This window comes from Micromonospora sp. C95 (assembly GCF_018070465.1).
Lineage (GTDB): Bacteria > Actinomycetota > Actinomycetes > Mycobacteriales > Micromonosporaceae > Micromonospora.
This window is the reverse complement of the sequence record NZ_JAGPXT010000003.1, coordinates 40804-63037: the sequence shown is the minus strand read 5'-3', so window position 1 is coordinate 63037 and position 22234 is coordinate 40804. Positions and strand designations below refer to the sequence as shown.

General features: G+C 70.9%; 15 protein-coding genes. 10 read left to right on the top strand and 5 right to left on the bottom strand.

What is annotated here, in order from left to right:
- From KBX00_RS05085 to KBX00_RS05060, 6 genes are all read left to right on the top strand, one after another.
- The gene (locus KBX00_RS05085; RefSeq protein WP_210823769.1) at positions 1 to 3120 is read left to right on the top strand and encodes a type I polyketide synthase; all 3120 of its coding nucleotides are present in this window, start codon (positions 1 to 3) and stop codon (positions 3118 to 3120) included.
- A gap of 187 nt (positions 3121 to 3307) precedes the next feature.
- A complete protein-coding gene (locus KBX00_RS29615) occupies positions 3308 to 6526 on the top strand; it encodes an AMP-binding protein (RefSeq protein WP_307868089.1) in 3219 nt (1072 codons plus the stop codon).
- Positions 6527 to 6611: 85 nt separating this feature from the next.
- Positions 6612 to 7190 carry a DUF1579 family protein gene (locus tag KBX00_RS05075; RefSeq protein WP_210823767.1) on the top strand — a complete coding sequence of 193 codons (579 nt, stop codon included), beginning with the start codon at positions 6612 to 6614 and terminating at the stop codon, positions 7188 to 7190.
- 164 nt (positions 7191 to 7354) lie between these two features.
- Positions 7355 to 8701, top strand: coding sequence for a lysine N(6)-hydroxylase/L-ornithine N(5)-oxygenase family protein (locus KBX00_RS05070; protein ID WP_210823764.1), 1347 nt, complete (start codon positions 7355 to 7357; stop codon positions 8699 to 8701).
- 42 nt (positions 8702 to 8743) lie between these two features.
- A complete protein-coding gene (locus KBX00_RS05065) occupies positions 8744 to 9511 on the top strand; it encodes a thioesterase II family protein (RefSeq protein ID WP_210823762.1) in 768 nt (255 codons plus the stop codon).
- A complete protein-coding gene (locus KBX00_RS05060) occupies positions 9495 to 10727 on the top strand; it encodes an acetylornithine transaminase (protein ID WP_210823760.1) in 1233 nt (410 codons plus the stop codon). The genes KBX00_RS05065 and KBX00_RS05060 overlap by 17 nt, the downstream gene beginning before the upstream one ends.
- 198 nt (positions 10728 to 10925) lie before the next feature.
- On the opposite strand, the gene KBX00_RS05055 is transcribed toward KBX00_RS05060, so the two are convergent.
- On the bottom strand, positions 10926 to 11597 hold the full coding sequence (locus tag KBX00_RS05055; protein ID WP_210823757.1) for a DUF4097 family beta strand repeat-containing protein: 672 nt from the start codon (positions 11595 to 11597) through the stop codon (positions 10926 to 10928).
- Positions 11598 to 11822: 225 nt separating this feature from the next.
- Here KBX00_RS05055 and KBX00_RS05050 point away from each other — a divergent pair, with 225 nt between their 5' ends.
- Positions 11823 to 12557 (top strand): helix-turn-helix domain-containing protein, encoded by a 735-nt coding sequence (locus KBX00_RS05050; RefSeq protein WP_210823755.1) that lies wholly within the window; start codon positions 11823 to 11825, stop codon positions 12555 to 12557.
- A gap of 67 nt (positions 12558 to 12624) precedes the next feature.
- Here KBX00_RS05050 and KBX00_RS05045 read toward each other — a convergent pair whose 3' ends face one another.
- The 3 genes from KBX00_RS05045 to KBX00_RS05035 are packed head-to-tail and all read right to left on the bottom strand — an operon-like array spanning position 12625 to position 15985.
- Positions 12625 to 13389 carry a thioesterase II family protein gene (locus KBX00_RS05045; RefSeq protein ID WP_210823753.1) on the bottom strand — a complete coding sequence of 255 codons (765 nt, stop codon included), beginning with the start codon at positions 13387 to 13389 and terminating at the stop codon, positions 12625 to 12627.
- Positions 13386 to 14738 carry a crotonyl-CoA carboxylase/reductase gene (ccrA, locus tag KBX00_RS05040; RefSeq protein ID WP_210823751.1) on the bottom strand — a complete coding sequence of 451 codons (1353 nt, stop codon included), beginning with the start codon at positions 14736 to 14738 and terminating at the stop codon, positions 13386 to 13388. The genes KBX00_RS05045 and ccrA overlap by 4 nt, the downstream gene beginning before the upstream one ends.
- The gene (locus KBX00_RS05035; protein WP_210823750.1) at positions 14735 to 15985 is read right to left on the bottom strand and encodes a 3-hydroxyacyl-CoA dehydrogenase family protein; all 1251 of its coding nucleotides are present in this window, start codon (positions 15983 to 15985) and stop codon (positions 14735 to 14737) included. The genes ccrA and KBX00_RS05035 overlap by 4 nt, the downstream gene beginning before the upstream one ends.
- A gap of 395 nt (positions 15986 to 16380) precedes the next feature.
- Between KBX00_RS05035 and KBX00_RS05030 the strand changes: the two genes are divergently transcribed.
- A complete protein-coding gene (locus KBX00_RS05030) occupies positions 16381 to 19569 on the top strand; it encodes a BTAD domain-containing putative transcriptional regulator (protein ID WP_210823749.1) in 3189 nt (1062 codons plus the stop codon).
- Between the two features lie 166 nt (positions 19570 to 19735).
- Here KBX00_RS05030 and KBX00_RS05025 read toward each other — a convergent pair whose 3' ends face one another.
- Positions 19736 to 19897: a hypothetical protein gene (locus tag KBX00_RS05025; RefSeq protein ID WP_210823748.1), complete on the bottom strand. Its 162-nt coding sequence runs from the start codon at positions 19895 to 19897 to the stop codon at positions 19736 to 19738.
- 234 nt (positions 19898 to 20131) lie between these two features.
- Here KBX00_RS05025 and KBX00_RS05020 point away from each other — a divergent pair, with 234 nt between their 5' ends.
- Both KBX00_RS05020 and KBX00_RS05015 read left to right on the top strand, forming a co-directional pair.
- Positions 20132 to 20341, top strand: a complete 210-nt coding sequence (locus KBX00_RS05020) for a hypothetical protein (RefSeq protein WP_210823747.1) — start codon at positions 20132 to 20134, stop codon at positions 20339 to 20341.
- Between the two features lie 83 nt (positions 20342 to 20424).
- Positions 20425 to 22155 (top strand): 2-isopropylmalate synthase, encoded by a 1731-nt coding sequence (locus tag KBX00_RS05015; protein ID WP_210823746.1) that lies wholly within the window; start codon positions 20425 to 20427, stop codon positions 22153 to 22155.
- Positions 22156 to 22234 lie beyond the last annotated feature (79 nt).

Sequence of the window (22234 nt, the reverse complement as noted above, 5' to 3'; positions counted from 1 at the left end):
ATGAGCGAGACCAATGACGGTCCGACCGTGGGCGCGGGCGGGGACCGGGTGCAACAGGCCCTGCGCGCCCTGCTGGCCGAACGCGACCGGCTCCGCCAGGAGAACGACGCCCTGAAGGCCGGCCGAGGCGAGCCGATCGCGGTGGTGGCGATGGCCTGCCGCTACCCGGGCGGTGTCTCGTCACCTGAGGAACTGTGGGAGGTGATCCGCGCCGGCCGGGACGTCGTGTCGGACTTTCCCACCGATCGTGGCTGGCGCGACATCTACCACCCCGACCCCGACACCACCGGCAGCTCGTACGTGCGGCAGGGCGGGTTCCTCACCGACATGGCCGGGTTCGACGCCGACTTCTTCGGCATCTCGCCGCGCGAGGCGCTGGCCGTCGATCCGCAGCAACGGCTGCTGCTGGAGACCTCGTGGGAGGCGTTCGAGCGGGCGGGCATCGTGCCCGCCGAGGTACGGGGTGCCGAGGTCGGCGTGTTCACCGGGGTGAGCTCGTCGGAGTACGGGACGCGACTGCTCGACGGGCCCAGCGCGTTGGAGGGCTACCTGCTGCAGGGCAGCACCCTGAGCGTCGCCTCCGGCCGGGTGGCGTACGAGCTGGGGCTGACCGGGCCGGCGGTGTCGATCGACACGGCGTGTTCCTCGTCGCTGGTGGCCCTGCACCTGGCCGCGCAGTCGCTGCGCGCGGGGGAGTGCTCGCTCGCGCTGGCCGGCGGGGCGTTGGTGATGTCGACGCCGTCCATCTTCGTGGAGTTCTCCCGACAGCGCGGGCTGGCGCCCGACGGCAGGTGCAAGTCCTTCGCGGACGGCGCCGACGGCACGGGCTGGGCCGAGGGGGTGGGCGTGCTGCTCCTGGAGCGACTGTCGGACGCGCGCCGCAACGGCCATCCGGTGCTGGCCGTGCTGCGCGGATCCGCGGTTAACCAGGACGGGGCCAGCAACGGGTTGACCGCCCCCAACGGCCGGGCCCAGCAGGAGGTCATCCGGCGGGCGCTGGTCAACGCCGGAGTGTCGCCGTCCGAGGTGGACCTGGTCGAGGCGCACGGAACCGGAACGGTGCTGGGTGACCCGATCGAGGCCGGGGCTCTGCTCGCGACCTACGGCCGGGACCGGGCGGCGGGCCGCCCGGTCTGGCTGGGCTCCCTGAAGTCCAACATCGGTCACGCCCAGGCCGCGGCCGGCGTCGCCGGTGTCATCAAGGCGGTGTTGGCGATGCGACACCGGTACCTGCCGAAGACGCTGCACGTGGGCACGCCCTCCGCGCACGTGGACTGGTCCTCCGGTGCCGTCCAGCTACTGGTCGAGGGGCGCGAGTGGGACCGGGCGGACGGGCCACGGCGGGCCGCCGTGTCGTCGTTCGGGGTCAGCGGCACCAACGCCCACGTCATCCTGGAGGAGCCGGCGGCCGCCGAGGCGGACGAGCACGGTCCGCGTGCGGCGGTGCCCGGCGGGCTGGTGCCGTGGGTGGTGTCGGGCAAGAGCGCCGCCGCTGTGACGCAGCAGGCCGCCAGGCTGCACGACTTCGTCGCCGGCGATGCCGCCGCCGACGTCGCCGATGTCGCCTGGTCGTTGATCTCGCACCGTACGCGGTTCCCGCATCGGGCGGTCGTACTGGGCCGCGATCGGGACGAGCTGCTCCAGGGCCTGACGGCGGTACGCGACGGTGCGGACTCTCCCTCGGTGGTGCGCGGTGTCGCCGGCAACCCGGGCGGGGCCGTCTTCCTGTTCCCCGGGCAGGGCTCGCAGTGGGTCGGCATGGGCCGGCAGTTGTACGACTCCTTCCCGGCCTTCGCCACCACGTTCGACGGGTGCGCCGCGGCGCTGGCCGAGTGGGTCGACTGGTCCCTGCTGGATGTCATGCGCGGCGTGGCCGGGGCGCCGACGCTGGACCGGGTCGACGTGGTGCAGCCGGTGCTGTTCTCCGTGATGGTGTCCATGGCCGCCCTCTGGCGATCATGGGGGGTGGTACCGGCTGCGGTGATCGGGCACAGCCAGGGCGAGATCGCCGCGGCCCATGTCTGCGGTGCCCTGTCCCTGCGGGACGCCACCCGGATCGTGGCCCTGCGTAGCCAGGCACTCGTGGACCTGATCGGGCACGGCGGCATGGGTTCGGTCGTGGCCGGTGCCGACGTCGTGGCGCAGCGCCTGGCCCCGTGGCAGGGGCGGGTGAGCATCGCTGTCGTCAACGGCCCTCGCTCGGTGGTGGTGTCCGGCGAGCCGGAGGCGCTCGACGAGTTCATCGCGGCGATGCAGGCCGACGACATCCAGGCGCGCAGGATTTCCGTCGACTACGCGTCGCATTCGCACCAGGTGACCCGGGTCCGCGACAAGGTGATCGATGCGCTGGACGGCGTGGCGCCGGTCACCGCCCCGGTGCCGCTCTATTCGACGCTGCACGGCAGGCGCCTGGACACCGCCGAACTCGACCGGGAGTACTGGTACGACAATCTGCGTGAAAGGGTGCTGTTCGAATCCGCAGTGCGACGCTCGACCGAGGACGGATTCCGCCTTTTCATCGAGATGAGTCCGCATCCGGTGCTGACCGTTCCGGTGCAGGAGATCGTCGAGGATCTCGACGACGCGCTGGTCCTGTCGTCGACCCGCCGCGATCGTGACGAGGTGGCTACCCTGCTCGGCTCGCTCGGGCAACTTCACGTGCGTGGCGGTGCGGTGGACTGGACCGCCCTGGTCGGGTCGAGCCGCCGGGTGGATCTGCCGACCTACGCCTTCCAGCGGCAACGCTACTGGGTGGACTCCGTACGCCGCGAGGCCGTGTCGGACCTGCCGTCGACGGTGCCACCGACGGCCGACGAGCCCCAGGCGCCGCTGTCCGACCAGATCTCCGCCCTGCCCGCGGAGGACGCGACGGCACTCGTCCTCGCGCACGTCCTCGACAAGGTCGCCGTCGTGCTGGGGCGCAGCTGCGGCACCACCATCAATCCGGACCAGCAGTTCAAGGAGATCGGATTCGACTCGCTGCTCTCCATGGAGCTGAGTAAGCGTCTCACCACCTCGACCGGGGTCAAACTCCGGGCGAACCTGGTGTTGCGCCATCCGTCACCACGAATGGTCGCCGGGCATATCGTGTCCACTCTTGCGGCCGGCGAGCCGCAATAGCGTAAAAAGGGGCCTTCCGGGCTCTGCCGCCGATGCATTGTCCCGCCAGCGGGACGCGGCGGGTATTGGCGGCGAGCAGGCCGCCCCCGCTTTCCAGATGGCTTGTAAAGCTGGATCACCTCGCGGAATGTGGGAGGTGGTTGGCGAACTTATTCGATTCCCGCGCTATTGCTGAGGGGTGATTCGTGTGCGCTCGTTCGATGCGTCGCCCGCACACAAGGGACTGTGGCTGGCGGACGGCATGGCGTCCGCCACGCTCAACCACGCGCTGACGATGTGGGACGTGGCGGGTGAGCTGGACGAGACAGCCATCGCGTCGGCGTTCCGGCACGTCCTCGACGAGGCGGAGATCCTTCGGGTCACCTTCGCCGACGACGGCGACGGACTGAAGCTGGTGCCCCGGGAACTGACCGACTGGCGGCCGTTCTTCCTGGATTTCGCGGACGCGGGCGATCCCGAGCAGGCCGCCCGGGACGCGCTGGCCGAAATGATCAGCAAGCCGTTCGACGTGACGCGCGACCTGCTGTTCCGGCTGGGCGTGGTCAGGCTCGCCGCGAACCGGTCGCTGCTGGTGATCGCCTACCACCACCTCATCGCCGACGGCTACGGTGCCGGCGGCCTGCTGTCGCGGCGCCTGGCCGAGGTGTACACGGCGCTGGTACGGGGACAGGACATCCCGGCGCTGCCGCACCGCTGGGACGTCGAGTCGTTCGCGGCGCTCGCCACCGACTACCTCGCCTCGGATCAGTCCACCGCGGACGCGGAGTTCTGGCAGGACTACCTGAAGGAAGCACCCCCGCCGGCGCAGGTCCCCCGGATCGTCGTCCCCGATGCGCGGCGACCCGAGCTGGAAGCCCCGATGAGCAGCGCGGACAGCTGGGCCGAGGTGGCCGGCGCGATCGGCATGGCCAGCCGGACGCTTACCGTCGCACGAGCCGAGGCCGACGCGTGGGCCGCTGCCGCGGAGTCGATGGGCGTGTGGATGTCGTCCGTGCTGACCACGGCCGCGGCGGCGTTCCTGCGGCACCGCTGTGACCTTCCCGAGTTCCTGCTCTCCCTGGCCGCCGGCAACCGGAGCGGACCGGCGGGCACGACTCCCGGGCTGGCCGTCAACGTGGTGCCGGTGCGGATCCGCGTGCCGTTGAGCGCGACCGTCGCCGAGCTGGCCGACGCGATCGTCGAGGAGACCTACGAGATCTCCGGGCACACGCTGCGCCACTACTCCGACATCCAGCGCGCGATCGCGGTGACTCCCAGCGAACGCGGAAGCTTCGGCGTCGTCATGAACGTCATCGAGTTCGTCGACCAGATCCACTTCGCCGACCACCCGGCGCGCTACTCCGGGGCGACGACCGGAAGCTTCAACGAGCTGTCGATCGGCGTGTACCGCGACGGAACCCCCGACAGCGACCTGTTCATCCGGCTGGACGCGGCCGCGAGCCTGTACTCGCGGGCGGAGCTGCGCCTGATCGGCGAGGATCTGATCGCGTTCATCCGGGCTGTCGTCGCCGGCGCCGCGCAGCCGATCGGCGCCTTGGACGTGGCCGGCGACACCGAGCGGGACCGGATGCTGACGGTGCCGGAGCAGACGTCGGCCTCGGTTCCGACGGTTCCGGAGCTGTTCGCGCGGCGGGTGGCGCGGGACCCCGACGCGGTCGCCCTGGTGGCCGGCGACTCGTCGGTCTCCTACCGGGAACTGGACGAGCGATCCGGCCGGCTGGCCGCGGCGCTGCGCGGCCGCGGCATCGGACCCGAGACCGTGGTGGCGGTGGCGATGGCCCGATCGGTGGACCTGGTCGTCGCGCTCCTGGGCGTGGTCCGGGCGGGCGCCGCCTACCTGCCGGTCGACCCGGGCCTGCCGGTCGACCAGCTCCGCGCGCAGCTCGACACGTCCGCCGCCAGCATGCTGCTCGTCGACGCCGCGCCGGCCCACCGGCTCCGGGCCGACCTGACGGTGCCGGTGGTGATGTGCCACGACCTTGCGGCATCCGCCAGCGATGGCGCCGCGCCGGCCCGGGCCCATCCCGACGGCGCGGTCGCCGTGCTGTACGGCTCCGCCTCGGCCGACCCGGACACGGGCGTCGTGGTCACCCAGCGGAACCTGGCCCGCTTCGTCCTGGACCGACGCTGGCCACGCGACGGCCGTGACACCGTCCTGTGGCACACGTCGCCCGCCTCCGACGCGCTCGCGCTCGAACTGTGGATGCCCCTGCTCACCGGCGGCCGGGTCGTCGTGGTCGAGCAGACCGAGATGGACGGCGACGGGCTCACCGCGATCCGGTCGGCACACCAGATCTCCGTCGTCTGGCTGAGCGCGCAGCTGTTCTCCGCCGTCGCCGCCGAACGCCCCGACGCCCTGGCGGGACTGAACCAGGTGTGGATCGCGGCCGACCAGGTGACCGCGACCGCGATGCAGCGGGTCCGCGTGGCCTGTCCCGGGCTGTCGATCGTCAACGGCCATGGTCCGGTCGGCGCCACCGCGCTGGTCCGGGCGCGCGGCGAGGCGACCGACGAGCGGCGGCCCGCGGCCGCTGCCGGCGGCCTGACCGACGGCGTCGCCCGCTACGTGCTGGGCCCCGGGCTGACGCCGGTCCCGGACGGCGTGGTCGGTGAGCTGTACCTGGCCGGGCCGGCCGTCGCACGCGGGTACGCCCGGCGCCCAGGGCAGACCGCACAACGGTTCGTGGCCTGCCCGTTCGGGCCGCCGGGCGCCCGCATGTACCGCACCGGGGACCGGGCCCGGTGGGGGGCCGACGGCCGGTTGGAGTACGCGGGCCGGGCCGGCGCTCAGGCGCGCCTCGGCGGTGCCCAGGTCGACACCGGCCACATCGCGGAGGTGCTCGCCGAGCATCCTCGGCTCGCGCAGTCGTTCGTGGACGTCGGTGCCGACCCCGCCGGCCAGCAGCGCCTGGTGGCGTACGTGGTTCCGGTGCCCGCCCGCGACGCGACGGGCGCGGGCGCCGAAGCCTTCCACGAGGAGCTGAGCCGCTTCGTGGCCGGGCGGGTGCCCGAGTCCCTGGTGCCCTCCGCCTTCGTGGTGCTGGACCGGCTGCCGGTCACGACCGCCGGTCGGGTGGACCGAGCCCGGCTACCGGTTCCCGAGTTCCGCGACGGGTCGTACCGGGCACCGCGCAACCACACCGAGCAGGTCCTGGCGAAGCTCTTCGCCGATGTGCTCGAACTGAACCGGATCGGGATCGACGAGGACTTCTTCGACCTCGGTGGCAACTCACTGCGGGCGATCAGACTCGTCGGACTGATCCGCGCGGAGCTGCACCTGGAAGTTTCCATCCGCACGTTGTTCGCCGCGCGCACCGTCGCCGGCCTGTCTCAGCGTTGGGCGAACCTCAACAAGTCGAGCAGGCCCGCGCTGCGTCGGCGGACGAACGGCGGAGCAATCGTCTGAGTGGGCAGCCGCTCGCTCGGCCGGATCACATCACAGCGACATCGACATGGCGATGGCGCGAAAGTATAGGAGGACGTGGATGCCAATGAGGATTTCTTCGACAACAGCCGCCCTCACCGGCCTGGCGCTGGTGGCCACGGCGGTGCTGAGCCCGGCCGTCGCCCAGGCCACCGGGTCGTTCGGCTCGTCAGCTGAGCGGGTGGCGCCGACCCCCGCGCTCCAGCCGCTGAAGAAGCTGAGGGGTAAGTGGACCTGCACCGGGACGACGACCCTGCCGGACGGCAGCCAGTTGGCGTTCGACACCCAGTCCACCGCCAAGTTCATCCTCGACGGGAACTTCATGCGTTGGCAGGAGACGAACACCATCGACGGCACGCCGATCGCCTCGGCCGAGTACATCTGGGGCTGGGACGCCCAGCAGGGCCTCTTCACGGCGGACCGCTTCGACAACTCCGGTCAACGCGGCGCGCAGACGACCCCTGGATGGGTCGACAACACGCTCACCTCGACCGGCGTGCTGATCCAGCCGGACGGCACCTCGCTGCCACTGACCACCACGATCACCAAGACCGCCAGGGACGCCTTCACGGTGCAGGCGACGATCACCCTGGGGGCGGAGCCGGGCGCAGCCAGCGTGCTGTCCGAGTCGTCCTGCGTCCGGTGACGAGCGTGTCGTCACCACTCGACGGTTGCAACCAGGTACCGGGTTTCGCGCACTGAACCGGGGATCCCCGGCGGGCGATCGCTCGCCGGGGATCCCGCAGAGCCACTATTGCCGGCCGACATACGAACAGCGCGTCGTGCGGCCATGCCAGCGGGAGAGTATTCATGACGAATCGTGAACATGAGATCTACGACGTGGTCGGCATCGGGTTCGGACCGTCCAACCTGTCGCTTTCCATCGCTCTGCAGGAGCGCGCCCTGGACGAGCCGCAACGTGCGCTCAGCAATCACTTCTTCGAGCGGCAGCCGCGCTTCGGCTGGCACCGCGACATGTTGCTGCCCTCGGCGACCATGCAGATCTCCTTCCTCAAGGACCTGGTGACCTTCCGCAATCCGACGTCGAGCTTCAGCTTCATCTCCTTCCTGCACGCGGCGGGACGGCTCCCGCAGTTCGTCAACAACCAGGACTTCTTCCCGACCCGCCAGGAGTTTCACCAGTACCTCGAGTGGGCGCAGTCCCGGGTGGCCGGCCGCGTCTCGTACGGCTCCGCGGTGACCTCGCTCCGCCTGGCACCGGTCGCGCCCACCGCGCAACCGGACCGGCTGCGGCTGACCGTCGCGGACGTCACCGGTCAGGTCAGCCGCGTGGTCGAGGCCCGCAACGTGGTGATCTCGACGGGTCTGGTGCCGAAGATGCTCGACGGGGTCACAAGTGACGAGCGGGTCTGGCACAGCTCGGAGTTCCTGCAGAAGTTCCGCCGCATGGACCCGCGCGAGCTGCGCCGGGTGGCGGTGGTCGGGGCCGGCCAGAGCGCCGCCGAGATCACCAGATTTCTGTACGACGAACTTCCGCACGCCCAGGTTTCGGCGATCATCCCGTCCTACGGCTACTCCATCGCCGACGCCACGCCGTTCGCCAACCAGATCTTCGACCCCCGGGCCGTCGACCACTACTACTTCGGCTCCGACCAGACGCGCGAGGCGTTCTGGCGGTACCACCGCAACACGAACTACGCGGTGGTCGACGACGAGGTGATCCGGGATCTCTACCGCAGGGCGTACGACGACGAGGTACGCGGCGTCGACCGGCTCCACTTCCTCAATCTGACCAGGGTGGACGCGGTGAAGCGCTCCGGCGCCGAGACCCGCGTCCTTCTTCGGGGCGGCCCCGGAGGCGATAAGGACGAGCTCGAGGTGGACGCCCTCGTCTGCGCGACCGGCTACGACTCGATGGAGCCCACGGGGCTGCTCTGCGCGCTCGACGAGCACTGTCTGCGTGACGAGGCTGGCCGGCTCCGGATGGAGCGTGACTACCGCATCGCCACCACCCCGGACGTGCCCTGCGGCATCTACCTGCAGGGCGGCACCGAGCACACCCACGGCCTCAGTTCCTCGCTGCTGTCGAACATCGCCGTACGCAGCGGCGAAATCGTCGACTCGATCCTCGCCCGGAGTACCGGACGAAACGACAAGCGCTCCATGTACGCCAGGGCAGCGGGCGGGCTCCGTTGACCGTGGCGTGCGGCCTCCGCGACCTGGAGAGGAGACGGTGTGATGAGAACCCTGACGAAGGACCGGTGGATACGCCGCTTCCGCGACGGTGAGGGGTGTACGACGAAGCTCGTCTGTTTTCCCCATGCCGGCGGCTGGGCGAGCGCGTACCGCACCTGGCCGGCGAGCCTGCCGACGGACGTCGGCGTGCTCGGCATCCGGTACCCGGGCCGGGAGGACCGTCTCACCGAGCCGCTCCCGTCCAGTATCGAGGACCTGGCGGACGACGTGACCGACGTGCTCGACGGGCTGGCCGGGCAGCGGATGGTGCTGTTCGGGCACAGCATGGGCGCGTCGGTTGCGCACGAGGTGGCCGTGCGCCTGCAGCGGCGGGGTCGTCCCCCGGCCGCGCTGTGTGTGTCGGCCCGGCTTCCTCCTGCGGCGCTGGTGGACCAGCCACGGCTCAGATACACCGATGACGAGATCATCGCCGAGATCGTCCGGCACGACGCGAGCCGTACCGAGGTCTTCGCCGACCTGGAATTACGGGAGTTCGCGTTGCCCGCCATTCGCGCGGACCTGGAACTGGTGAACGACTACCGCGGCGGGCGTCGGCCGCTGCTCGACTGCCCGGTGTTCGGCTACCTGGGTGAGCAGGACACCGCGATCAGCCCGGGGCAGATGCGGGGGTGGGCGGACGTCACGCGCGGTCCCTTCCGGCTCCGGCTGTTTCCCGGTGGGCACTTCTATCTCAGGGACGATGAGAGCCGGCTGCTGACCGACATGGCGCGGATCTGGTCGCCGGGAGGCCGTGATGGCGATCCGCGATGACGGCGGTGGCCGCAGAGCACTCACCGAACGCTGGTCGCGCACGACGGTGAGCAGCTACGGCACGCCGGGTCTGGCCCTGGTCAAGGGCACTGGCGCGGTGGTGACCGACGACGCGGGCCGGGAGTACCTCGACCTGATGGGCGGCGCCGCGTCGAACGTGCTGGGGCATGCCCACCCGGCCGTGGTGAACGCGGTGTCCAGGCAGGCCGCGACGCTCGGCCACGTATCCAGCCGGGACGTGGCCGAGCCGACCGTGCTGCTCGGCGAGCTGCTGCTGGCCCTGACCGGGCCGGGGCGGGTCCTGTTCACCGACTCGGGCGCCGAGGCGAACGAGACGGCGTTCCAGGTCGCGCGCCTCACTGGGCGGTCCGAGGTGGTCGCGACGACCGGGGCCTTCCACGGCCGGACCATGGGGACGCTCGCGTTTGCCGGTCAGCCGGGCAGGGCGCATCCGTTCCGGACGCTGCCGGACGCCGTCACCCATGTCCCGTTCGGTGATGTCGAAGCACTGCGCGGCGCGGTCAGTGACACCACGGCGATGGTGATCCTGGAGGCGATTCAGGGCGAGAACGGTGTGCTGGTGCCGCCGCCCGGCTACCTCGCGGCGGCCCGTACGATCTGTACGGCGACCGGGGCGTTGCTGGTGCTCGACGAGGTACACACCGCCCTCGGGCGTACCGGGTACTGGTTCCACCACCAGAGCGAGGGCATCGCGCCGGACTTCGTCACCCTTGCCCAGGGCCTTGGCGGCGGCCTGCCGCTCGGAGCCTGCCTGGCGTTCGGGACGGCGGCGGACCTGCTGGCCACCGGTGCCCACGGGACCACGGTCGGTGGCAGCCCGCTCAGTTGCGCAGCTGGGCTGGCGGTGATCCGCACCATTGCCGGCATGGGCCTGCTGGACCACGTCAAGCGGGTCGGCGACCGGCTGCGGGCCGGCATCGAGGCAGTGGCGCACCCGCTGATCGCCGGGGTACGCGGCGCCGGGTTGCTGCTCGGCATCGCGCTCACCGAACCGGTCGCCGTGCCGGTGACCGATTGGCTGCGGACGGCCGGCTTCCTGGTCGACGCGGTCCAGCCCGCCGTGATCCGGCTCGCGCCGCCGCTGGTGCTCACCGCGGCTCAGGCCGACGCCTTCGTCGACGCGCTCGCGCGGGCACTTGTCGCCGACCCGGGGCCGAGACCACCCGCACGGTTGCTGGTGCCCGGGGCGGCCTGAGCGGCACCCCGCCCTGGCTGGGCACACCGACCGGGCGGCGTTACGCCACGGGCGGCGTACGCCGACGGTGGTGTCGGTGTACGCCGCCCGGGTGGGGGAGAGGAAAGCGGAAGCCGGTGGTGCCGGCCCCACCGGGTCGGCCCGTCCCCACCGGGCCGGCCGTGACCGGCGCTGCCTGCCGGCTGCGGGCGGTGATCCCTACAGGCTGCGGGCGGCGATGTCACCGTAGGCGGTGGTCGCGTGGATGGTCAGACCGGCGGCGGCACCGTCGGTGTTGCGGAGCTCGTTGCGGACGCGGCCGTACGTGGTGCCGGCGTCCAGGCTTGCCGAGCTGTCGCGGGCGGCGCCGATCGTGATGTTGCCCTGCTCGGTGCGCAGAGTGACGGTGCCGGCGACGGCCTCGGCGACGGTCAGGTTGCCGCGCTGGGTGCTGATCTGCGCGGGGCCGCCGAGACGGCCGACGGTGATGTCACCCGACTGCAGGGTCAGGCGGGCCTGCGCGGTCTCGTCGAGCTTGACCGCGCCGTCCGCGCCGTCGAAGGTGACGTCGCCGAGGCGGCCGACGCCGCGGAACTCGACGCTGGCGGCCTCCGCCTCGACCCGTGAGCCGGCGGGCAGTTGCACGGTCACCTCGACGGATCCGGACGAGCCGAGGACCCGCCTCGCCGGCTCCGCCGCCTGCACGCGCAGGACGCCGTCGTCGTAGGTGACCTCGATGCGCTCGGCCGCCGTCACGTCGCGGGACTTGCCGGCGTCGGTGGGCAGGATCTCGACGGTCGTGTCGGTGCGGTCGGCGGCGATGATCTGGATACGTCCCGCGGGGATGTCGAGCACGGCCGAGATCGGGGCGGGGGTGTCGAAGCTCTGCATCATGACTCCTCTAACTTCGGGATGTTTCCTATGCAGGAAACACTACGTTGCTTTCAACCGGACGGCAACGTCGGTGTTGCATCGTACTCAATAATGCGCAGGTCAGTAGGGTTATATCGTTGCAATGGTGCAACGTTCAATGCAACGTCGGAGGGATTCCGTTGCAACAGAGGCGGAGTGAACGCTATGCTCAGGGCCCCGAACGGATCATGGAAGGAGGCCACGGTGCCGGGAGGCAGGCTCACTCAATCCGAGCGCCAGCAGATCGCCCTCGGGCTGGCCGATGGCCTCGCCTACGCGGCGATCGCCCGGCGTCTGGACCGGCCGACTTCGACGATCACCCGCGAGGTGATGCGCAACGGCGGCCCCACCGCCTACCGCGCCGACCTCGCCCACCACGCCACCGAGCGGCGCGTCCGGCGCCGCAGAAAGGCCACCCCCGGGCGCGCCGACACACCGCCGCAGCCGCACGGTCGGGACGCCGAGGCCGTGCAGGAGTACGAGGAGACCTTCGCCACGGTCTTCATGCAGTCGGGACTGCCCCGGATGACGGCCCGGACGTTGGCCTGCCTCTACACGACCGACACCGGCAGCCTCAGCGCCTCGGAACTCGTCGGGCGCCTGCGGGTCAGTCCGGCTTCGGTCTCCAAGGCGGTGGCCTTTCTCGACAGTCAGGGCCTGGTCCGCCGGGAACGCGACGAACGGCGTCGCGAACGCTACGTCGTCGACGACGACGTGCTGTACGAGTCGGTGATGGCCAGCGCCCGAGCCACCGCCCACCTCGGCGAGATTGCCCGGCAGGGCGTTGGTGTCCTCGGCCGCGGCACACCGGCCGCCACCCGGCTGGAGAACATCGCCCGCTTCGTCGACTTCGTCTCGGAGAGCATCGCCCGAGCCGCAGGCCAGGCCCGCGAGATCCTGCACACGAAAGTCGAGACGACCCGGGGCGACGTTTCCTGAGTCTCGCGGTTGCCGGCCGGCCCGGCGTGGGGTGGCCAGTGCCCAACTCGCCCGGCGCATCGCCGCTTCAGCGGGGTGCGCTCGGCACCGCAACGAGCCGGCGCTCGATCTCGGACACGACCGCGTCCCGATGGGTGGCCACGAAGAAGTGGCGGCCCGGGAAGGTCAGGCACTCGAAGCTGCCGAGGGTGTGCCCCTGCCACGCGGCCGCTTCGGCGGCGCTGACCACCGGGTCGTCGCGGCCGGTGAGCACCGTGATCGGGCAGTGCAGCGGCGGGCCGGCCGTGACCGGGTAGGTCTCCACGGCGCGGTAGTCGGTGCGCAGCGCGGGCAGCGCCATGGTGCGCACGTCGGGATCGTTGAGCGCCTCGGCGACGCCGGCGTCGCCGTCGAGTTCCTGCACGTGGGCGACCAGCCGGTTGTCGCTGAGCCGATGGACCGCTTCCGGCCGGCTCGTCGACGGGGCCCGCCGGCCGGAGGCGAACAGGTGTGTCGGCTGGTGACCGGCCTGTTCCAGCAGCAGGGCGGTCTCGTAACCCACGAGCGCGCCCATGCTGTGCCCGAACAACGCGACCGGTCGCGGGCCGAGGGCGGCCACCTGCTCGGCCACCGCCGCGGCGAGCGCCGCCACGCTGTCGACCTGCGGTTCGTCGTGGCGGTCCTGGCGGCCCGGGTACTGCACGGCCACCACGTCGACCGAGCGGGACAGGGCCGCCGAGAACGGATAGAAGAAGCTGGCCGAGCCACCGGCGTGAGCCAGACAGACGAGGGTGACGGCGGCTTCCGGCCCACGGTGGTACCGCCGGATCCAGCGTGGATCAGGACCGTTCATGCCGCACCCCCGGCCGGCGGGCGGAACCGGTTGATCGCCGTCAGATGCCGCTCCCGCAGCTCAGGATCCTCGACGCCGCCGCCCTCGGCCGCTGCCAGGCAGCGCACACCGATCTTGCCCTGGTGCCGGTTGCGGTGCAGGTCGTCCACGGCCTGACCGACGTCGTCGAGCGGATAGGTGACGGACAACGTCGGGTGGATGCGGCCCCGCACGACGAGCCGGTTGGCCTGCCAGGCCTCGCGGTAGTTGGCGAAGTGCGTGCCGACGATCCGCTTGAGGCTCATCCACAGGTGACGGTTGTCGAACTGGTGCTCGTATCCACTGGTGGAGGCACAGGTCACCACCGTGCCGCCCCGGCGGGCGACGTAGACCGACGCGCCGAACGTGTCGCGCCCGGGGTGCTCGAAGACGATGTCGGCGTCCTCTCCGCCGGTCAGCTCGCGGATGCGCTGGCCGAACCGGCGCCACTCGCGCGGATCCTGGGTGGTCTCGTCGCGCCAGAAACGGTAGGCCTCGGCCTCCCGGTCGATTACCGCCTCGGCACCCATGCGCCGGCACACCTCAGCCTTCTCGGGGCTGGAGACCACGCAGATCGGCGTGGCGCCGCCGCACAGCGCGTACTGCACGGCGAATGAGCCCAGCCCGCCGGCCGCACCCCAGATCAGCACGTTGTCGCCGAGGCGCATGCCCGCGCCGTGCGGCGACACCAACTGCCGGTAGACGGTCGAGTTGACCAGCCCCGGCGAGGCGGCCTCTTCCCAGGTCAGGTGGGTCGCCTTCGGCATCAGTTGGTTGGCCTTGACCAGCGCCAGGTCGGCGAGCCCGCCGAAGTTCGTCTCGTACCCCCAGATGCGCTGTTCCGGGTCGAGCATGCTGTCGTCGTGGCCGTCCGGGTGCTGCAGCTGTACCGACAGGCAGTGCGCGACCACGCGATCGCCCGGGCGCCACCGCTGCACCCCGGGCCCGGTGCGCAGCACGATGCCGGCGAGGTCCGAGCCGATCACGTGGTACGGCCGGGCGTGCCGGGCGGCGAGATCATCGGTACGGGCGTACCGGCGCAGGAAACTGAAGGTGGGCACCGGTGCGAACAGCGCGCTCCACACGGTGTTGTAGTTGACCGCACTCGCCATCACGGCGATCAGCGCCTCACCTGGCCCCGGCTCCGGGGTCGGTACGTCGCGCAGGTGCAACGCCTTGGCCGGTTCACGCTCGGCGATCGGGATGTCGTCGAACATGTGCTGGTCCTCTTCGAGCAGCACGGCCCCTCGGTAGTACTCCGGTACCGGGATGGCGGCCACCGCCGCGGCGTCAGGCGCGGCCACGACCGCCGCGGCGAAGTTCGGGTTCATCGGACACCTCCTGGGGCGGCAGCGTTGCCGGCCATCGCCGTCTGCCGTTGCCGGGCTCGGGGGATCTCGCTCAGGAAGCCGGTGCCGGTCTTACGACCGAGTCGCCCGGCGGCGACCAGCGCGGAGAGGGCCGGCGCGGGGGCGAAGCAGGGCTCGCCGAATTCGTCGTGGAGCCGGCGCAGGATGGCCAGCGACACGTCGAGCCCGATGGTGTCGAGCAGCGCGAACGGTCCCATCGGGTAGCCGAACTCGGCTCGGATCGTGGCATCGAGCTCCTCGGCCTGCACCTGGCCGCGTTCCAGTGCGGTGATGGCGCCGTTGAGGTAGCCGAACAGCAGGTAGTTGACGATGAATCCACACCGGTCGGCACTGTGTACGGAGATCTTGCCCAGGCGCCGCACCAGGGTGTGCGCCGTCGCCATCGTCTGCGCCGAGGTGGTCGCGGTGGCGGCGATCTCGACCAGTCGCATCGCCGGTGCCGGGTTGAAGAAGTGCAGACCGAGCACGTCGGCGGGCCGGTCGGCAGCCGCCGCGCACGCGGCGACGGACAGGCTCGAGGTGGTGGTGGCGAGCACCGTTCCGGCCGGGCAGACGGCCGCCAGCGCGGCGAAGACCTGCCGCTTGATGTCAGCGTCCTCGGCCACCGCTTCGACGACGACGTCGCAGCCGGTGAGTGCGGCGTGGTCGGCCGAGGTGGTCAGGCGCTCCTCGGCGGTCATCCGGGTCGGTTCGTCCAGGCGGCCGCGCGACACCGCGGCGGCGAGCGAGCGACCGATCTGCGCGTGGGCCAGGGCGGCCCGCTCGTCGGTCCGGGCCACCACCGTGGTGTGCAGGCCGGCGACGGCGCCGACCTGCGCGATGCCGCGTGCCATGGTGCCCGACCCGACGACGCCGAGGCGACGCAGTGGACGCGGGGTGCCCGGCAGCCGGGATTCCTGCATGGCAACGGGTTCGTCGGCGTCCGGTCGGTCGTAGTCGTAGAAGCCGCGGCCGACGCGGCGGCCGAGCCGGCCATCGCACGCCATCCGGATGAGGATCGCCGCGGGTCGAACTCCGGCGTCGTCGAGCATGGCGAGGGCGACGTCGATGCCGAGGTCGTCGAGGTGAGCGAGTGGACCCTGCGGCAGGCCGCAGCCGAGGCGCATGGCGGTGTCGACGTCGTCGCGGGTCACGTGGCCTTCGCCGTAGTGCGCGGCGGCGCGATTGAGATACTCCACCACGAGAGCTGTCGCCGTTTGATCCTGCATGCCCGCTACGCTAAGAGCGGGTCTGATGCCGGCGGCACCCCTTTCTCCGCCTGACGGAAAATCCGGGGCTGCTAAGGGTTTCGGCCGTGCCCATTCGGGTCGACTGCCGCGAATCACCGAGCAGTGCTGCGGTCCGTCGCCGGGCCCACACCGCGTGTCGTTGCACAATCGATTGAACGGACAGTCCTGATTGGACGAAGCGCCCCGCTTATTGGGTAGCGGCGACTGTGGATGCGTTCGTAACCTCAATGTGACAGACGGTCGGGGAGTGCATTGTGGTTTGGTCACCGAAACTGGGGCAAATATGCTGATTCGCAGGGCAGGCGTCGACAAGTCGTGAGTATGGCTACCCCATCGGGACGAATACGTCACGGTGGCGCAGGGTAGGCGGGTTGATGGAGTTCCGGGTACTCGGTCCGCTGGAAGCGGTCGACGACGACGGGAGCCGCCTCGACCTGGGGGGTCATCGCCAGCAGATCGTCCTCGCCAGCCTCGCCCTGGAACCGCGCCGGGTGATCTCGGTCGGGCGACTGGTGACCGCGGTCTACGGCGAGCGGCTGCCCAACAGCGCCCGTGCCCAGGTGCAGATCTGCGTCTCCGCGCTCCGGCGGCTGCTGGCGGCCAACGGGCGCCCGGAGGCGATCACCACCCGGCACCAGGGGTACGCCCTGGAGGTGCCCGACGACGATGTCGATCTGCAACGCTACGAGTCGTTGCTCACCCGGGCGGCCGCGACCGCCGACAAGGACGAGGCCGTGCGGCTCTACCGCGAGGCGCTGCGCATGTGGCGCGGCGCGCCGCTGGAGGGCCTGGACAGCGAGCCACTGCGCGCGGCCGCCGACCGACTCGTCGAGCGCCGGCTGGCCGCCGCCGAGGAGTGCATCGATTTCGAGCTCGCCCTGGGCCGACACGTTGACGTGATCGCCGAGCTGACCGGGCTGGTCGCCGCCCACCCGCTGCGCGAGCGGCTGCGCGGGCAGTTGATGCTCGCGCTCTACCGGTCCGGCCGGCAGGCCGAGGCGCTGGAGTGCTATCGCTCGGCCCGGCGGATCCTGATCGAGGATCTCGGCCTGGAGCCCAGCGAGCGGTTGCAGCGGCTGGAGCGCTCGATCCTCGGCTCCGACATCGGGCTCAGCGCGCCGTTGCCCCCGGCGAGGGCCGAGGTCGGGCTGCCCGTCGCGGCCGAGCCGCTGGCGATCCCGCCGCCGGTGGCCCCCGCCGAGCAGGCGGTGCCCACCAGCGTCGGTCCGGTCCTGCCGGTCGCCAACGTCGGTCCGGTCCTGCCGGCCACCGGCGACGGCTCGATCCTGCCGGTCGCCGGTGGCGGCCCGAGCCTGCTGCCCACCGACATCGCGGACTTCACCGGTCGCACCGAACAGGTCCAGGAGATCCAGGAGCGACTCGCCGAGGCCGCAGAGAATCCCGCTCAGTTGGCGGTGCCGATCGTCGTGGTCGCCGGCAAGCCCGGCATCGGCAAGACCTCGTTGTGCGTACACGTCGCGCACCGGCTCGCCTGGCGCTATCCGGACGGCCAGCTCTTCGCCGACCTGCACGGCGGTGCGTCCCGACAGGCCAGTCCGACCCAGGTGCTGGAACGCTTCCTGCGCGGCCTCGGCGTGCCCGGGAACGGGATCCCGGACGACCTGGAGGAGCGCGCGGAGATGTACCGCGATCTGCTGGCCGACCGGCGCATCCTGGTCGTGCTGGACAACGCCGGCAGCGAGACGCAGCTGCTGCCGCTGCTGCCCGGCAACCCCAGCTCCGCGGTGCTGGTCACCAGCCGGCGGCGCCTGGCCGGGCTGCCGGGCGCGGTGCACGTCGAGGTCGATGTCTTCGACTCGGTCCAGTCGATCGCGCTGTTGTCCCGGATAGCCGGCGGCGACCGGGTGCAGGCCGAGGCCGACGCGGCGGCCGAGTTGGCCGAGCTGTGCGGGCAGTTGCCGTTGGCATTGCGGATCGCCGGTGCGCGGCTGTCGGCGCGCCCGCACTGGACGGTGGAGCAGCTCGCCAGCCGGCTGGAGAACGAATCCCGCCGACTCGACGAACTCAAGCACGGTGCCCTGGGGATCCGGGTGAGCATCTCGCTCACCTACGACAACCTGGCCGACGAGGCCCGCCGGCTGTTCCGCCGGCTGGCCCTGCTCGACTTCCCGGCCTTCGGTGGCTGGGTCAGCGCCGCGCTGCTCGACCAGCCGTTGGCCGACGCCCAGGATCTGCTCGACGAACTGGTCGACGCGCAACTGGTGGAGATCACCGGCACCGAGGGAGGTCTGCGCGCCCAGTACCGGCTCCACGATCTCATCCGGGTTTTCGCCCGGGAACGGCTGGCCGTGGAGGACAGCGCCACCGACCGAAGCGCGGCGCTGTCGCGGGTGCTCGGCGCGCTCCTCTTCCTCGCCGAGCAGGCGCACGGGCGGTTGCACGGCTGCGACACTCGGCAGGTGCACAGCCGGGCCGAGCGGTGGACGTTCGCCCCGGAGGTGGTGGCACGGGTCATCCGTGATCCGCTGGGCTGGCTGGAGCGCGAGCGCCTGAACCTGGTCGCCGCCGTGCGCCAGACTGTCAAGGTCGGCCTGATCGAGTTGTGCTGGGACCTCGCGTTCACCTCGGTGACCCTGTTCGAGTCACGGATCTATCTCGACGACTGGCGCGAGACCCACCGGGTGGCCCTGGCCGCGTGCCGATCCGTCGGCGACCAGCGCGGCGAGGCGGTGATGCTGTACTCGACCGGTTCGCTGGGCATCGTCGAGAAGCGCTTCACCGACGCGCGGGAGAACCTGGAGCATTCCGAGGCGCTGTTCAAACAGCTCGGTGCCGAGCACGGTGTCGCCCTGGTCAGCCGCCAACTGGCCTATCTGGACCGGATCGCCAGCGACTTCGACAATGCGACGCGTCGCTACGAGAATGCGTTGGGCGTGCTGCTCGCCGCGGGTGACCTGACGGCGGCGGCCTACGTGCTGAACAGCATGGCGCAGACCGCGTTGGAACGCGGTAACCCGGCGGAAGCCAAGCGGATGTTGCCCCGCGCGCTGGAGCTGAGCCGACAGGCCGGCAGCCGGCGCATCGAGGCGCAGGTGCTGCACCGGCTGGCCGACGCGCACCTGAGCGCCGGGGACCATGCGGCGGCCGTGACAGCGTTCGACGAGACCCTGGCCGTGGTACGCGACCTGGGTGATCCGATCGGCCAGGCGTACGCGCTGCACGGGCTGGGCCTGGGCCACCTCTGCTCCGGCGATCACGAGCAGGCGGAGCGCGCGCTCAACGAAGCGCGAGGGCTGGCGTCCAGCACCGGCGAGCGGATGATCGAGGCGCGGGTCGAACGCAGCCTGGGCGAGTTGAACCTGGCGGTCGGCAAGGCACCGCAGGCGGTGGTGCACCTGCACCGGGCCCTGAGCCTGTTCCGCAGCATCCAGGCACCGATGTTCGAGGCGCGGGTGCTGGTGATGCTCGGCGAGGCGTACGCGGTCGCAGGTGGCGGCGACAAGCCGTACGCGGTCGCAGGTGGCGGCGACCAGCCGTACGCCGAGCCGGCGGACGCTGCGGCGGCAGCCACGCCGGCCCACCGCGAGGTGACCGCGAAGTAGCTGCGGCGGTCTGTCTGGTCGCCGCTGTGACCGTGCGGGTTGCGGCAACGAGTTGCATGAAAAAACGGTGTGCGGGCGATTGGCCTACACACCGTCTCTTGCTGTCGCGGGTCGTTCGGCAGCACGAATCCGCAGTCGTTGGGCACCCTGTCCGGTGCGGCGTCGATCAGGTCCAGGGCCAGTTGTCCATCGTGGTGGAGTTCACGGTCGTCTCGCCGGCGGAAGGAGCGACGTCGGCGTGCGCGGCGGTGACACCGACCAGGGTGAGTCCGATACCGAACAAGCCGGCGACGATGGCCTTGGCGATGTGTGCAGCAGTCGAACGCATGGTGAATCCTCGTTTCATAGCGGATTACCGGCTGCCTTGACTGTGTTGCGGCAGCGGTTCTGGAAACGAAGTTATGGCCCTGGCCCATTGACACACTATTGAAGTTCTTCCTGCCTCCAATGGTCGGCGACGGCCGCGACGATAGATATTCGAATGCATGGCGATAGCAGCCCATTCGATGATCGCGGAAACCAGGCGCCCGCGCAGTCGCGGGCCGAACAGGAGCAAAAGTCGATGAAGGTCACTGCACAGGCCCTTGATGTGGTATATGGCCAACCCGCAGCCGGAGTTCCGACCCGGCTGGAACGACGTACGCCGAAGGGCTGGGAGCCGGTGGCCGAGATCGCGGTTGTCGTCGGTCTCCTCGCCGACACGGACGCCTGCCAGATCCAGGTACTGCTGGCGCCGTACTCGTGCTCGATGTTCCTCGGTGCCCGCAGCTGACGTCGAAGGGCGCGCCTCGCGCGCCGTCGTGATGAACGCGCCGCGACGACCACCACGCCGCGGCGATGATCAAGGAGGACAGCATGCATTCCTTTCCCAACGCGGTGAAGCGCTACCGGCCGGCCGTCCATGAACCGCTGCCGGACCGCACCTGGCCGGATCGCGTCATGTCCGCGGCCCCCCGCTGGCTCTCGACCGACCTTCGCGACGGCAACCAGTCGCTGGTCAACCCGATGGACCCGGTCCGGAAGCTGAGCATGTTCCGGCTGTTGGTGACGATGGGCTACCGGGAGATCGAGGTCGGCTTCCCGTCGGCGAGCAGGGATGACCACGACTTCCTGCGGCTGCTCATCGAGAAGGACCTGATCCCCGACGACGTACGGATCACGGTGTTGGTCCAGGCGCGCGACGACCTGATCCGGCGCACCGTGCAGAGCCTGGTCGGCGCGCCCCGCGCCACTGTGCACCTCTACAACGCGACCTCGCCGCTGTTTCGCCGGCTGGTGCTCGGCGTCGACCGGGACGGGTGCCGGCAACTCGCCGTGCACGGCACCCAGCTGATGATGAAGTACGCCGAGGAGAGCCTCGCCGACTGCGACCTGGGCTACCAGTACTCGCCCGAGCTGTTCAACGACACCGAGGCGGACTTCTCCCTGGAGGTCTGCGAGGCGGTGATGGACGTGTGGCAGCCGGAGCCCGGCCGGCCGATCATCCTGAACTTCCCGACCACCGTCGAACGCACCATGCCCAACGTGTTCGCGGACCGGATCGAGTGGATGGACCGGCATCTGAGCCGGCGCGAGCACCTGTGTCTGTCGGTGCATCCGCACAACGACCGGGGTACCGGGGTGGCCACCGCCGAGCTGGCTGTGCTCGCCGGTGCCGAGCGCATCGAGGGCTGTCTGTTCGGCAACGGCGAGCGGGCCGGCAACGTCGACCTGGTGACGCTCGGGCTGAACCTGTTCAGCCAGGGTGTCGACCCGGGCATCGACTTCTCCGGCCTGGACCGGATCCGGCGCACCGTCGAGCGGTGCACCGAGCTGCCGGTGCACCCCCGGCACCCGTACGCCGGTGACCTGGCCTACACCGCCTTCTCCGGCTCCCACCAGGACGCCATCAACAAGGGCTTCGCCGAGCAGAGCCGGGTCGCGGCCGAGCAGGGCATTCCGGTCGACGAGGTCGTCTGGGAGATTCCCTATCTGCCGATCGACCCGCAGGACGTGGGCCGCGCCTACGAGAGCGTGGTGCGGATCAACAGCCAGTCCGGCAAGGGTGGGGTGGCGTACGTGCTGAGTTCCCGGCTCGGGCTGCATCCACCGCGGGATCTGCAGCTGGAGTTCGCCGGCCTGGTGCAGTCCTACGCCGACGCCGAGGGCGGCGAGATCGACCCCGAGCGGGTGTGTGCCCTGTTCCGCGACGAATACGTGTCCGGGTCGTTGATGGTGGTGCCGCTGGCGACGGCCCGTCCGGTCGCCGCGTACCTGCACATCGACGGCGCCGCGTTCACCGTCGGCGGGCAGCGCACCGATGAACTGGAACGGATCGGGCGGGCGCTGGCCCGCTGGGGCGTCGAGGTGCGCGCGGTGCACCGTACCGGCACCGGCCTGGCCGACTCGACCGGCCTGGTCGTCTACGCGGAGCTGCGGGTGGGCGACGAGACGTTGTGGGGCGCCGGCATCGAGGCCGACCTGCCGGCGGCGGTGTCGGCCGCGGTGCGTTCGGCGGTGGCCCGGGTCGGTCGGACCCCGCTGGCACCGGCTTCGGAGCGGGACCAGGCACCTGCTGTCGCGCCGCGCTACGCCCGGGCCGGGTGAGCACAATCGACGGATGGCGCGGCGATAGGGGTACGACAGCGGCCGTCCGTAGCGTCTGGAGTACCGGCCGATCCCAGGT